Genomic DNA, 12,355 nt, shown 5'->3' with positions numbered 1-12,355 from the left:
GTGCCGATGAATATTCCAAACCTGCTCACCGTACTACGTGTCCTGCTCATACCCATCTTCATCCTGCTGTTCTACATGCCGTACCACTGGAGCTACGCTGCCGCCAGCAGCGTGTTCGCCGTAGCCGCCGCCACCGACTGGCTCGACGGCTACCTGGCGCGTCGCCTGCAGCAGAGCACCCCGTTCGGTGCCTTCCTCGACCCGGTGGCCGACAAGCTGATGGTTGCGGTGGCGCTGGTCCTGCTGGTGCAAGAGCACGCCAACTTCTGGCTGACCCTGCCAGCTGCGGTGATCATCGGCCGCGAGATCGTCGTCTCGGCCCTGCGCGAGTGGATGGCAGAGATCGGGGCGAGGGCACACGTGGCCGTTTCCAATCTCGGCAAATGGAAGACCGCCGCGCAGATGCTCGCCCTGGTGATCCTGCTCGCCAACCCGGCTGCGCTGACTTTCTGGGTTGCACTCGGCTACGGCCTGCTGCTGATCGCTGCCGGCCTGACCCTGTGGTCGATGGTGCATTACCTGCACGCTGCCTGGCCGCACCTGCGCGAAGGCTCCGAACAGAAATAAAGTATTTTTGAATCAAGGGGTTGACGCCATTCATCAGATCGCTAGAATGGCCAGCACCAAGACGCGGGAATAGCTCAGTTGGTAGAGCACGACCTTGCCAAGGTCGGGGTCGCGAGTTCGAGTCTCGTTTCCCGCTCCAGACATAGCTTCATGTGATCGCAATGATCACATGGGGATCAGAAAAAAGGACCTTCGGGTCCTTTTTTCGTTGCTGCGTGAACCTACTGGAGATTACTTCCGTGCCACATCCGGACTCCAGGGCATGCCGGATCTGAAAATACGCGTAAAAGTGGATATGTACTTGCTCAGGTACAAAATTAGTTTCTTTCCTCTCCTCCTCCTGGCTCATTGACGTTCTTAAGTGCAATGCTATTTTAGTGGTGCAGTCTTCGTGCGGCGTCAGGTCTGGGCGCTGCTTGCCTCGATACGCCGCCACCGAAGCTGCGCATCAACGCTGTTTGGATCGACAACAATAAAGCTCGGCGCCGACAGGCGCGGCACTAACTTCTGAACCAGGACCTGTCCACAATGCATCCAGCCACACTTGGCTTCACCGCTTTGGCTCTTGGCCTTTCAAGCCTGTTGGCACAGGCTTCGGATCAATCAGACGCCAAAGGCTTCACCGAGGACGGCAGTCTGCGTCTGCTCAATCGCAATTTCTATTTCAATCGTGATTTTCGGGATGCCGCGCCCGGCGACCAGAGTTACCGGGAAGAGTGGGCGCAAGGGGTCATGGCGTTCTACGAATCGGGCTTCACTCAAGGCACAGTCGGTCTTGGCGTTGACGCCCATGGTCTGCTTGGCCTGAAGCTCGACAGCGGGCGCGGGCGCTCCGGCGCGGATCTTTTGCCGGTGGACAGTGATGACCGGCCAGAGGACAGCTATGCCAGCGCGGGTGCTGTCGTGAAGGCGCGCGTGTCCAATACCGAGCTACGGTATGGCGACATGCGCACCGAATTGCCGGTATTGGCTACCGCTGACTCCCGGTTGCTGCCAGAGACAGCGACAGGGCTATTGCTCAGCAGCAGGGAAATCGAGGATCTGGAAGTGAATGCAGGTCACTTCACTGCGTACAAGCTACGCGATTCCAGCAACCACGATGGTGACCTCTACCTGAACTACGGGGAGGGCAAGATCGGCAAGTCAATCGACTTCGTTGGGGGTACTTATGCTGTGAGCAAACAGCTCACGGCCAGCCTGTATGCTTCCGATTTTGCTGATACCTGGCACCAGTACTATGGAAATCTGCTGTACGTGCTTCCCTTGGGTGATACCCAGTCGCTGGATTTCGATTTCAACCTGTACAACACCCAGGACACCGGTAAGGCGCTCCAGGGGGAGATCGACAACACGACCTACAGCTTCGCCGTGGGCTACGCCTTCGGTGCGCACAAACTCACCGCCGCGTACCAGAAAGTGGAGGGTGATACGCCTTTCGACTATGTCGGTGGCGACTCCATCTTCCTCGCCAACTCCGTCAACTACTCCGACTTCAACGGCGCCAATGAGCGTTCATTCCAGCTGCGCTACGACCTGGACATGGCCTCTTACGGGGCGCCAGGCCTGAAGTTTTCCGCTCGCTACATAAAGGGTGACGACATTGATGGCAGCAAGGCCGATGCTTCGGGTGGCTATGCGGGCCTGCAGGGCGAAGGCGGCAAGCACTGGGAGCGTAACCTCGACGTGCGCTATGTAGTGCAGTCAGGTGCGGCCAAGGACTTGTCACTGCGTGTCCGCCACGCCACTCACCGTGCGAATGAAGCCCAGGGTGAAGGCGATGTGGATGAGATCCGGATCATCGTCGAGTATCCCCTGGACATCTTCTGATAACGGGCCTCAGGACCTGGTCGCGGCGCCTTTGGCCAGGCACTGCGGCCGATGGCAGGCTTGAGGCGGGCACGCGGTCTATGCCAGTGGGCAGGTCGAATCAAGCAGAACGCGAGCAGCGCATGCTCGCGTATACTGTCGTGCAGTTCCAGCAACACAAACACACCTTCCATTGGTTCTGATACATGGCATCGAGCACCCTGGTCCAGCGAATCGTTTCTGAAATTCGGCAAAAGATTCAGTTGGGCGAACTGACCACTGGCGCACACTTGAGCGCACAGAAGGTGGCGGACGACTTCCACGTCTCTCGCTCACCCGCGCGTGAGGCTTTGACGGTGCTCGCCGAGCAAAAAGTGCTTGAGCAAATTGCGAATCGGGGTTTCTTCGTTCTCGAAAGCCCACGGGATCTGCCTGCCAGTATCGACGAGGTCCACTCGCTTGAGGAGCCGCCGGAGTATTACCGGCTCTCGGAAGACTGGCTCAATGACGCAATCCCGGCGCAGGTCACCGAAAAGTACCTCCGTGAGCGCTACGACCTTACCAAATTCCAGGTCATCGACATTCTCAATCGTGCGGCGAAGGTAGGCTGGGCAGAACCGAAGCCTGGCTACGGCTGGCGCTTTCTGGACGTGGCCAAGACGCCAGAGACCCTGGAGCAGATCTACCGGGTGCGCTCACTGATCGAGCCGGCGGCCTTGCTGGAAAGCAGCTTCAGCTGCGATCTCGAAGTGCTCCGGCGCCTGAAGAAGGAGCAATGCGATTTGTTGGCGGGAGGTATCGAGTCCTTGCCCGCGGACAGGCTGCTCAAATCGGGCATTCGTTTTCACGAGGATCTGATCCAGCTCTCAGGCAATCCTCTCTACCTCATGATCCTGCGCCAGCTCAACAACATGCGGCGGCTGATCGAGTACCGCTCGATGATTGACCGAAAGCGGCTCTATACCCAGTGCGCAGAGCATCTGCGCATGCTTGAGCTGGTGGAGGCGGGTGATAACCTGGAAGCGGCCCACCTGATGCGGCGGCATCTGAGTGGTTCGTTTGCCCGCAAGTCACCCATCCTGGAGTTGCGTCGTGCGGCAGAAGGGCAGGCGGCGGTGTCGGCCGAAGCAGAAACCTGAATCTCGATTCCAGTGTCACTCTGCGCGGTCGTCTTCAAATGACGGCGCGCGACTCAGCCAGAGCTTCAGCAGCGGCTCGGCGCAGAGCATGACCACGACCAGCCGCATGATCTGCATTGCCGTCACCATCCCCGCTCCCAGATTGAGTGCTTCGGCGGTCAAGTACATCTCCGTTGTGCTGCCGGGCATCATGCCCAAGGCCAAGGTGTACAGTGCAGAGCCGGACAATACTGCAAAGACCCAGGCAAACAGGAACGTGCCGGTGATCATCGCCAGGGTGAAGGCCAGCACCTTCAGCAGGTAGACGGGTGAGCGGCGGAAGAACGCCCGGTCGAAGAAGCTTCCCAGGGCACAGCCGATCATCAGTTGGCCGTAATGGCTCAACTCCACCGGCAACGCCATGTGCAGGTCGAACGCTGCGGTGATTGTCCCGCACAGGGCCATCGGCCCGAACATCCAGGGGTTGGGCAGGCCCAGTCTTTTCCACAGCAGCGCCATCGCCACACCCCCCGCCAGCATGGGGCCGAGCCAGTGCCAGTCCGCCGGTGGACGAACGTATACCGCACCTGGGGCAACATGCAGGAGCAGGTACATTGCGGGCGGTACGCTGAGCACGATTACCACCAGGCGGATGCTGTGCGCGGCGGCAATCTGGCTGACATTGGCTTGGTAACGCATGCCAAGCTGGATCATCTCGGCAAAGTTTGCCGGCATGAACGCGAAGTAGGCGGTCGTCAGGTCCATGCCTTGGCGCCGCATGAAGGCGATGCCGGCCAAGGCGAGCAAGAGAGTGATGAACGCCGCGGCGAGCATCAGCGGAAAGTGCCCGGCGATCTCGTGGACAACCGCTTGGGTAAAGTGCAGGCCAATGGACGTGGCGATCAGCCATTGGCCGGATTTGCGGCCGTTGGGGATTTCGGCGATGGTCCATCCACTGCAGCGTACGATGATGACCGCCAGCATCGCGCCGATGATCCACGGCAAAGGCCAATTGGCCGCGCTGGCCAGCAATGCACCCGCAACACCCACAAAGGGAGTTGCCCACCAGCTTCTGAAGGTATTGAACATTTTTCGTCCTTGGGATGCCTCCCCCGTCACTTCACTATTTGAGCGGATACCGCCGATGCAGGTCTGCGATCTGCTCTGGAGTCAACGTGCGGAACCTATGCTGAAAGATCAGCAGGAACAGCTGCGCCGTAGCTTCCAGTTCCTCGGTGGCATCCACGGCGGCATGCAGGTCACTGCCCGCAACCACCGGGCCATGGTGGGCCAGGAGCATCGCGTGGTGCTTGCCGGAAAACGCCCGCACCGCCTCGGCCAGCGCCGGATCACCAGGAGCGTAGTAGGGCACCAACGGCAATTTTCCGACGCGCATGGCGTAATAGGCAGTGATCGCCGGCAGCAGGTCCTCCGGATCAAGCCCGTCGAGCACCGAGACAGCCACCGAGTGGGTTGAATGCAGATGCACGACGGCACCGCTGGTGGGCCGCTCCTGATACATGGCCAGGTGCAGCATCAGCTCCTTGGAGGGTGTGTCACCACTGACATGGCGGCCGTCCCAGTCGAGCTTGGTCAGGCGCGCCGGGTCCAGTCGGCCCAGCGATGAGCCGGTAGGCGTGAGCAGCCAGCCGTCATCCAGCCGCACGCTGATGTTGCCGGTGCCGCCGTGGGTCAGGCCGCGGTCGTACATCGACTTGCCCAGTAGAACGATTTCTTCTCGTTGCTTGCTCTCATTCATGGGGCCATCTCCAGTGCTCGGGTGAAGAAGTCGGGGCCACCAAAGTTACCGGATTTGAGCGCCAGCGCCACGGTTGTCCGCCCTTGACCCAGCGTCCAGGGCACGCCGGGCGCGATCGATGTACCGATACGCAACGCCTCGACGCCGAGTGCCTTGACCACGGCGCCCGAGGTTTCACCGCCCGCCACGACGAACGTACCTACACCCAGCCCAAGCAAGCCGCTGGCGATCTGCGACAGGGCGCGCTCGACGATTTCGCCGGCGGCTTCCACGCCCAGGCGGGCTTGTACCCCCTTGACGGCATCCGGGTTGGCGCTCGCATAGATCAGCACCGCGCCCTGACTCAAGAGGGGCCGAGCCCACTCCAGTGCTTCTCTCACCACGTCATGGCCATCGGCAAGGCGCAGCGGGTCGATGGCAAAGCCAGGTCGGCCGCTGTCGCGCCAATGGGCGACCTGCCCATTGGTGGCAACGGAGCAACTGCCGGAAAGTACAGCCGCGAGACCGTCCACGTGGGCCAGTTCGGACGCGCAGGCCGCGTCGGGCAACAGGCCGGCGCGCTTGAAATTGTCCGGCAAGCCCAATGCAACCCCGGAGCCTCCGGTGATCAGCAGATGGTCGTCGGCCGCCTCTGCGATGGTGGTCAGGTCAAGATTGCTGATGGCATCAACGATGGCATAGCCGCAGCCGTCGGCTTGAAGCGCGGCAAGGGCCTGGCGAACTGCAGCAGCACCCTGGCTGACAGACGCATGACGGACCAGCCCCACCTTGCGCGGGGTCTGCTGCTGCAGCACGCGCACCAGGTTGGAGTCGGTCATGGGAGTCAGTGGGTGGTGGCGCATGCCTGACTCGCTCAGCAGCATGTCGCCGACGAACAGATGGCCGTTGAACAGCGTGCGCTGGTTCTCCGGGAAGGCCGGGCAGGCCACGGCCAGCGGTGTGTCCAGGGCCTCGAGCAAGGCATCGGCGACGGGCCCGATATTGCCTTGTTCGGTGGAATCGAATGTCGAGCAGTACTTGAAGAAGTATTGACGGCAACCAGCGGTCTTCAGCCAGGCAAGCGCGGCGAGAGATTCTTCGACTGCCTGGTTGGCGGGCAGGGTGCGAGTCTTGAGGGCGATGACCACGGCGTCGACGTCGGCCTCGATCGGATAGTCTGGTACGCCAATCACCTGCAGGGTTCGCATGCCGCCGCGCACCAACATGCTGGCGAGGTCCGTGCCTCCGGTGAAGTCGTCTGCGATGCAGCCTAGTAACGGTTGGCTCACGGCCGGTTCCTCCTGCCTGGCGCCGACTGCAACGGGTAGCGGAGCACAGGCCTGTGATGGGGCAAGAATAAAGTGGCGGCACGCCGTAACGTGCCGCCGATCGCTTCAGCCTGCGATGACCTGAGCGACCGCTTCGCCGAAAGCTTTGCAGCCCAGCTGGCCACCGAGGTCGGCGGTGCGTTTGGCCGGGTCTTCGAGTACTACGTCTACAGCCTGCTCCATGGCTCTTCCGGCTTCGAACAAGGCGGCCTTGCCGTGGTGCTCGCCCATCCACTGCAGCAGCATGGCCACCGAAAGGATCATCGACACGGGGTTGGCCTTGTCATGCCCGGCAATATCCGGCGCTGAACCGTGCTGGGCCTGGGCGCAGCAATGGATGTCGCTCGCCATCATAGAACCTGCCAGACCCAGGCTGCCGGACAGCTCGCTGGCCAGGTCACTGATGATGTCGCCGTAGAAGTTGGTTGCCACCAGCACGTCGAAGCGCTCGGGGCTGCGAACCAAATGTGCGGTAGAGGCGTCGACCAGCAGGTCGTCAAGCTGCACTTCGGGGAAGTCCTTGGCGACGTTGCGCACGCATTCCAGGAACAGACCGTCGGTCATGTGGAAGCTGTTGGCTTTGTGAATCGCGGTGACCTTGCGGTTGCGCTTCATCGCCAGCTCGAAGGCGCGGCGGGCAATGCGCTCGCTGCAATGGCGGGTTATCTTGCGGGTTGACAGGGCCATGTCCGGGGATGGCATCACCTCGCCCCAACCGCGCGACATGTTGCGGTCTGGATAAAAGCCTTCGGTGGCCTCGCGCATGATGACCAGGTCCATGCGCTTGCCCGGTTTCATGTTCGATTCCAGAAAGTCGCGGGTGCGTGCCGGGCGCACGTTGGCGTACAAGTCCAGGCCAATGCGGAAGCCCGCGGAAACGTTGCGACCGCCTTTTTCCGGTGCCGGGTAGTCTGCATGGGATTGGGTACCGAGGATGACGCCGTCGTAAGTCCTGGCTTTTTCCAGCACTTCATCACGCAGTGTAGTGCCGTACTTTTCCAGGCTGACAAAGCCGACGTCGTCGTAGTCGAACTCCAGGCCCAGATCGTACTTGTGGTTGGCGGCGTGCAGTGCTGCCATCGAGGACTCGACGATCTCGGGACCGATACCGTCGCAGGGAAGAACCAGAATTCGCATCACACTCTCCTAACCATTTTTATTCAGGGCCGTCTGGGTGCCAGGGTGAACGGTACGCCACAAGCAAAGTGTATGTAATTCTCTTGAAATACAATCGAATTGGCGTTCCTGGATCGCTGGTGACATTCCATGAGGAACGCAACCGGCCAACCATCACTCCTGTGTTTGCATTTTATTGCACGCAAAGCCAATTCATGCAACATTTGTTTTGACTTGCAGCTTCCGCAAGCGGCCCAGGAGACCATGATGATCAGGACAACCGACCTGTGTGACGAACATGGCGCGAATGCGAGGGTGCTGGCGCCCCTGTTCATTGACTTGGGAGGCAGGATCGATTTCCAGGGACGAGCAGTGACCGTCAAATGCTTTGAGGACAATTCACGTATCAAGGAGCTGAGCGGCCAGCCGGGAGCAGGCAAAGCGCTGGTGATCGACGGTGATGGCGTGCTGGTGCTCGATGTGCCGGGCGCTTAACCCAGGTCCGCGGCCGCCAGCGCATGGGTGAGCTCCATGGCATCCTGGGCTTCGCGTGCCGCCTTCAGGCGGCTGACCACATCCAGGTGCTCGCGCAGAAAGGCGGCGGCTTCTTCGCGCCGGTCTTGCTCGATCAGATCGAGCAGCCGGATGTGCTCCTTGCATTGGCTGATCAGCCGTGGGCGATCGACGTTGGACTTGTAGGCCATGAAGCGGCGCAATTGATTCTGTCGGCGGATTGCTTCAAGGAAGAAGCTGTTGCCCGAACAGCGCACGATCAGCTCATGCAATTGCGCGTTGATCTGGAACAGTTCCGAGCGCGACAGATTGAAGATGTCGCCGTCGAGCAGTGCCTGCTGGATTCGCCGCGCATTGGCAAATGCCCCCTTATCCACCTGGTAAGACGGCTCAAGAAGCGCTGCTGGCTCGATCGCCATCCGAAACCGATAGCTTTGGACATGCGCATCAGAATCATGCAGGAAGCTGTTGATACTCCAGCCCTGGCCTGGGTTGCGCTCGATCATGCCTTCACTGGCCAGGCGGTTGAGTACTTTGAGCAGTTGTCCACGAGTGACATCGTACTTGCGCAGCAGCTCCGCCTCGAAGAACGAGGTACTGATGTCGCCGACCAGGACATCATCGACCACCCGCAGATAGAACTCTTCGAAGGTGTCGACCTCCAGCGGCAGCTTGCGGATATCGATGCTGCGCGCGTCCTGGGTAAGGAAATAGCCGCGGTTCGGCTCCTTGGTCGCCAATCCCAGCTCTTCGAGCAAGGCGAACCCGCGGCGCACGGGCGACCGGGATACCCCCAGTTCCTTGGCGAAGGCTTCCTCGCGCAATGGGTCACCTGCTCGCATGGAGCGAGCCCTGGCCATATCAAGGATCTTGGGTGCGAGCTGGCCTGCGAGGTCGGTCTTGATCTTGGATGTCATTGTCTGGCGCTTCAAACGTCAAGCGGCAAGCCGCGAAAAAGGGTTGGGAAATTGCCCAGCCAGAAAAGTAGTCAACTGCCGGTAAATGATGACTCGCTGCAAAGCCTGCAGCCTGCAGCTGCCCGGCGACCCATTACAATGTTTGCACCCCGGAGAACACATGACCAGCACCAAACGTATTTTTCTTGTACACGCAACTCCGGTGGCCATTGCACCGATCAATGAAGCATTCGCCCGGCTCTGGCCTGAGGCCGAATTGTGCAACCTGCTGGAAGATTCGCTGTCGCGTGACCTGCGCAGTGCCGGCCAGCTCACCGAGGGGCTGAAACGTCGGCTCTGCGAACTGGCATGTTATGCCCAGGGCGCGGGTGCCGATGCCGTACTTTTCACCTGCTCGGCATTTGGCGAAGCCATTGAGCTTTGCCGCAGCCAGCTCGACATCCCTGTCCTCAAGCCCAATGAAGCCATGATCCAGGAAGCGCTGGGGCAAGGTCGCAAGATAGGCATACTGGCTACCTTCGAACCCAGTATCGATTCCATGACCGAAGAGTTCATTCAGGCAGCGGCAACCCGCGGTGGCGACGTCGAAATCGTGTCGGGTACTTGCCCCGAGGCGATGGAGCAGCTGCAGCAGGGGAACGCCGCTCGTCATGACCAATTGATTGCAGCGTTGGCCGCTCATATCGAACCTTGCGACGTGCTTTGCTTCACGCGATTCTCGATGACCTCAGCGGCGCAACAGGCATGCGCTGCCAGTGGGCGGGCAGTGCTGACGACGCCGGACAGCGCCGTGACGCTGCTGCGGCACCTGTTGGAAGGGTGAGCGGGACACCGTTGGCTTCGGGATAACTGCATATTTGTTTACCAATAAGCAGTTTAACTGCACGCGGTTCACCGCGTGCTCGATACCAGACGTCGACAAACGACCTTAGCTCGGAGAAATTGTACTCCGGTGCCTTGCAAAACAATTCTCCATGACGTTAAGTAGCGTTACCTGCCATCCCCGATGGCCGCGCAACGCTCCCACAAAAACATAATGGAGTGCGTCATGAGCAAACGTATCGCTTACGTCACAGCGGGAATGGGCGGTCTTGGGACCGCCATCTGTCAGCGTCTGGCCAAGGACGGATTCACTGTCATCGCTGGATGCGGGCCTGCCTCGCCGCACAAGGACGAATGGTTGGCCGAGCAGAAACGCCTGGGTTTCGACTTCAGCGCGTCGGAAGGCAACGTCGCTGACTGGGCGTCCTGTCAAGAGGCGTTCGCCCGCATCAAGCGTGACATCGGGCCGGTCGATGTGCTGGTAAACAACGCTGGTACTGCCATCAACGTGGTGTTCCGCGACATGCAGCCCGGTGACTGGAGCACTGTCATCGACACTAACCTCAATTCGCTTTTCAACGTTACCCGCCAAGTCATCGACGACATGGTGGCGCGAGGCTGGGGACGCGTGATCAATATTTCTTCGGTCAATGCCCAGATCGGTCAAGTCGGGCAGGTCAACTATTCCACTGCCAAATCCGCCATCCGTGGTTTCACCCGTGCCTTGGCACGCGAGGTTGGCTCTCGAGGAGTCACCGTGAACACTGTCTCGCCGGGCTTCATCAGCACGCCCAAATTGCGAGCTGTCACACCGGCTGCAACCATGGATCGTATCCTGCAGGACATACCTGCACGGCGCCTGGGTACGCCAGAGGAGATTGCAGCGATATGCGCCTGGCTTGCGTCGGACGAATCCGGTTATGCAAACGGCGCGGACTTCTCGCTCAATGGCGGGCTGCACATGAGCTGACCTCTGGTCAGAGGCTTTCAGGTTAGCCGCTCTACCTTGATGCGCCTGTTTGGCGCTGACTCATAACAACAATTGTACTTCAAGTCAAGGTGATACAATGCTGTCATTTCTCGGATACGGCATGATCGTGACCTTCATGGCACTGATCATGACCAAGCGCCTGTCGCCGCTGGTGGCCATGACCACAGTGCCCATCGTCTTCGCGTTGATTGGCGGTTTCGGCCCTGAGATGGGCGACATGATGATCGAGGGACTGCGGAAGGTTGCGCCCACAGCGATCATGGTGATGTTCGCCATCCTCTATTTCGGCGTGATGTTCGACACTGGGCTGTTCGACCCCATCATCAAGAAGTTCATCCAGCTGATTGGAGGCGACCCGATGAAGGCGGTTGTCTTCGCCGCGGTGCTTGCGGGGCTGGTGTCGCTGGACGGTGACGGCTCGACCACCTACATGATCACGGTCACTGCAATGCTGCCGATGTTCAAGCGCATGCGCCTCGATCCTCTGGCGCTCACCTGCGTGGTGATCCTGGCGGCGAGTGTCACCAACCTGCTGCCGTGGGGTGGTCCGCTGGCTCGGGCAGCGGCGTCGCTACAGGTAGAAACGTCTGAGCTCTTCATACCCTTGATCCCGACCATGATCGTCAGCTTCCTGGGTGTGCTCGCGCTGGCTTGGTTCATCGGTACACGGGAGCGTCAGCGCCTTGGCCGCCTGCCCCAGTCGCTGGGAGCAGCCGCCACGATCTTCGACGATGCCGATAACGAAGCCACGCCATCGCTGTCGGAAGAGAACGCTGAGCTGCGCCGGCCGAAGCTGTTCTGGCTCAATGCTGGCCTGACGATCGCCTTGATGACTGGCCTGGTGCTTGAGGTTCTTCCGCTGTCCATTCTGTTCATGGTCGCGTTCTCGATTGCCCTGGTCATCAACTATCCGCACATGCAGGACCAGCGCCGCCGGATATCGGCTCACGCGCCAACCGCTCTCAATCAGATTGCCATCTTCCTCGCTGCGGGCATTCTTGCCGGGGTTCTTTCGGGTACTGGCATGGTGGATGCGATGTCCCAGAGCTTCCTTAACATGCTGCCCGAAAACTGGGGCCCGTACATGGCGCCAATCACTGCGCTTGCGAGTATCCCGGGCACGTTCTTCATGTCCAACGATGCATTTTACTACGGCGTGTTGCCGGTGCTGGCCAAGGCAGCGGAAGTCTATGGCATTACCCATGCGGAAATCGGTCGCGCGTCGATGGTCGGCCAGCCGATTCACCTGCTCAGCCCCCTGGTGGCGTCGACCTACTTGCTCTGTGGCCTGGCGGGCGTGGAGTTCAGTGACCACCAGAAGTACACCCTGAAGTGGGCGTTTGCGTTGTGCATGCTGATCATGTTCGTGTCCATGGCCTTTGGCCTGTTCCCGTGGAGCGCGAGCTGATCATCATCGTTGAATACCGGAGCGATCCGCG

Annotated in this window: 12 protein-coding genes and 1 tRNA gene; 8 read left to right on the top strand and 5 right to left on the bottom strand. The window is 60.2% G+C overall.

Features of this window, described 5'->3' with window-relative positions; all coding sequences use genetic code 11:
* Positions 1-6: 6 nt before the first annotated feature.
* The 4 genes from pgsA to AC0ZZU_RS17155 all read left to right on the top strand — a co-directional run bounded on the left by pgsA (position 7) and on the right by AC0ZZU_RS17155 (position 3,512).
* Complete coding sequence (pgsA, locus tag AC0ZZU_RS17170) at positions 7-567, top strand: CDP-diacylglycerol--glycerol-3-phosphate 3-phosphatidyltransferase (protein WP_158459182.1); 561 nt, start codon at positions 7-9, stop codon at positions 565-567.
* 63 nt (positions 568-630) lie between these two features.
* A tRNA-Gly gene (locus AC0ZZU_RS17165) sits at positions 631-706 on the top strand.
* 389 nt (positions 707-1,095) lie between these two features.
* Positions 1,096-2,394 (top strand): OprD family porin, encoded by a 1,299-nt coding sequence (locus tag AC0ZZU_RS17160; protein WP_476342315.1) that lies wholly within the window; start codon positions 1,096-1,098, stop codon positions 2,392-2,394.
* Between the two features lie 185 nt (positions 2,395-2,579).
* Entirely contained in the window at positions 2,580-3,512 is a 933-nt protein-coding gene (locus tag AC0ZZU_RS17155) for a GntR family transcriptional regulator (protein WP_476342314.1), read from the top strand.
* Between the two features lie 15 nt (positions 3,513-3,527).
* Here the strand turns inward: AC0ZZU_RS17155 and AC0ZZU_RS17150 are convergent, their stop codons facing one another.
* From AC0ZZU_RS17150 to AC0ZZU_RS17135, 4 genes are all read right to left on the bottom strand, one after another.
* Complete coding sequence (locus tag AC0ZZU_RS17150) at positions 3,528-4,580, bottom strand: AbrB family transcriptional regulator (RefSeq protein WP_476342312.1); 1,053 nt, start codon at positions 4,578-4,580, stop codon at positions 3,528-3,530.
* Positions 4,581-4,614: 34 nt separating this feature from the next.
* A complete protein-coding gene (gene otnC / locus AC0ZZU_RS17145; RefSeq protein WP_476342310.1) occupies positions 4,615-5,250 on the bottom strand; it encodes a 3-oxo-tetronate 4-phosphate decarboxylase in 636 nt (211 codons plus the stop codon).
* Positions 5,247-6,518 (bottom strand): 3-oxo-tetronate kinase, encoded by a 1,272-nt coding sequence (otnK, locus tag AC0ZZU_RS17140; protein ID WP_476342309.1) that lies wholly within the window; start codon positions 6,516-6,518, stop codon positions 5,247-5,249. The genes otnC and otnK overlap by 4 nt, the downstream gene beginning before the upstream one ends.
* Positions 6,519-6,623: 105 nt before the next feature.
* Positions 6,624-7,694, bottom strand: coding sequence for an isocitrate/isopropylmalate dehydrogenase family protein (locus AC0ZZU_RS17135; RefSeq protein WP_476342308.1), 1,071 nt, complete (start codon positions 7,692-7,694; stop codon positions 6,624-6,626).
* 129 nt (positions 7,695-7,823) lie between these two features.
* Between AC0ZZU_RS17135 and AC0ZZU_RS17130 the strand changes: the two genes are divergently transcribed.
* On the top strand, positions 7,824-8,168 hold the full coding sequence (locus AC0ZZU_RS17130) for an RraA family protein (protein WP_476342307.1): 345 nt from the start codon (positions 7,824-7,826) through the stop codon (positions 8,166-8,168).
* On the opposite strand, the gene AC0ZZU_RS17125 is transcribed toward AC0ZZU_RS17130, so the two are convergent.
* Positions 8,165-9,103 carry a GntR family transcriptional regulator gene (locus AC0ZZU_RS17125; protein WP_476342306.1) on the bottom strand — a complete coding sequence of 313 codons (939 nt, stop codon included), beginning with the start codon at positions 9,101-9,103 and terminating at the stop codon, positions 8,165-8,167. The genes AC0ZZU_RS17130 and AC0ZZU_RS17125 overlap by 4 nt on opposite strands.
* A 160-nt stretch (positions 9,104-9,263) precedes the next feature.
* On the opposite strand from AC0ZZU_RS17125, the gene AC0ZZU_RS17120 reads away from it, so the two are divergent.
* From AC0ZZU_RS17120 to AC0ZZU_RS17110, 3 genes are all read left to right on the top strand, one after another.
* A complete protein-coding gene (locus AC0ZZU_RS17120; protein ID WP_476342304.1) occupies positions 9,264-9,926 on the top strand; it encodes an aspartate/glutamate racemase family protein in 663 nt (220 codons plus the stop codon).
* A gap of 225 nt (positions 9,927-10,151) precedes the next feature.
* The gene (gene phbB / locus AC0ZZU_RS17115) at positions 10,152-10,895 is read left to right on the top strand and encodes an acetoacetyl-CoA reductase (protein WP_476342302.1); all 744 of its coding nucleotides are present in this window, start codon (positions 10,152-10,154) and stop codon (positions 10,893-10,895) included.
* A 97-nt stretch (positions 10,896-10,992) separates the two neighbouring features.
* A complete protein-coding gene (locus AC0ZZU_RS17110) occupies positions 10,993-12,324 on the top strand; it encodes a CitMHS family transporter (RefSeq protein ID WP_476342301.1) in 1,332 nt (443 codons plus the stop codon).
* Positions 12,325-12,355: the final 31 nt, after the last annotated feature.

It is taken from the genome of Pseudomonas sp. JE3303 (genome assembly GCF_056312565.1).
This window is presented reverse-complemented; position numbering and strand designations above follow the sequence as displayed.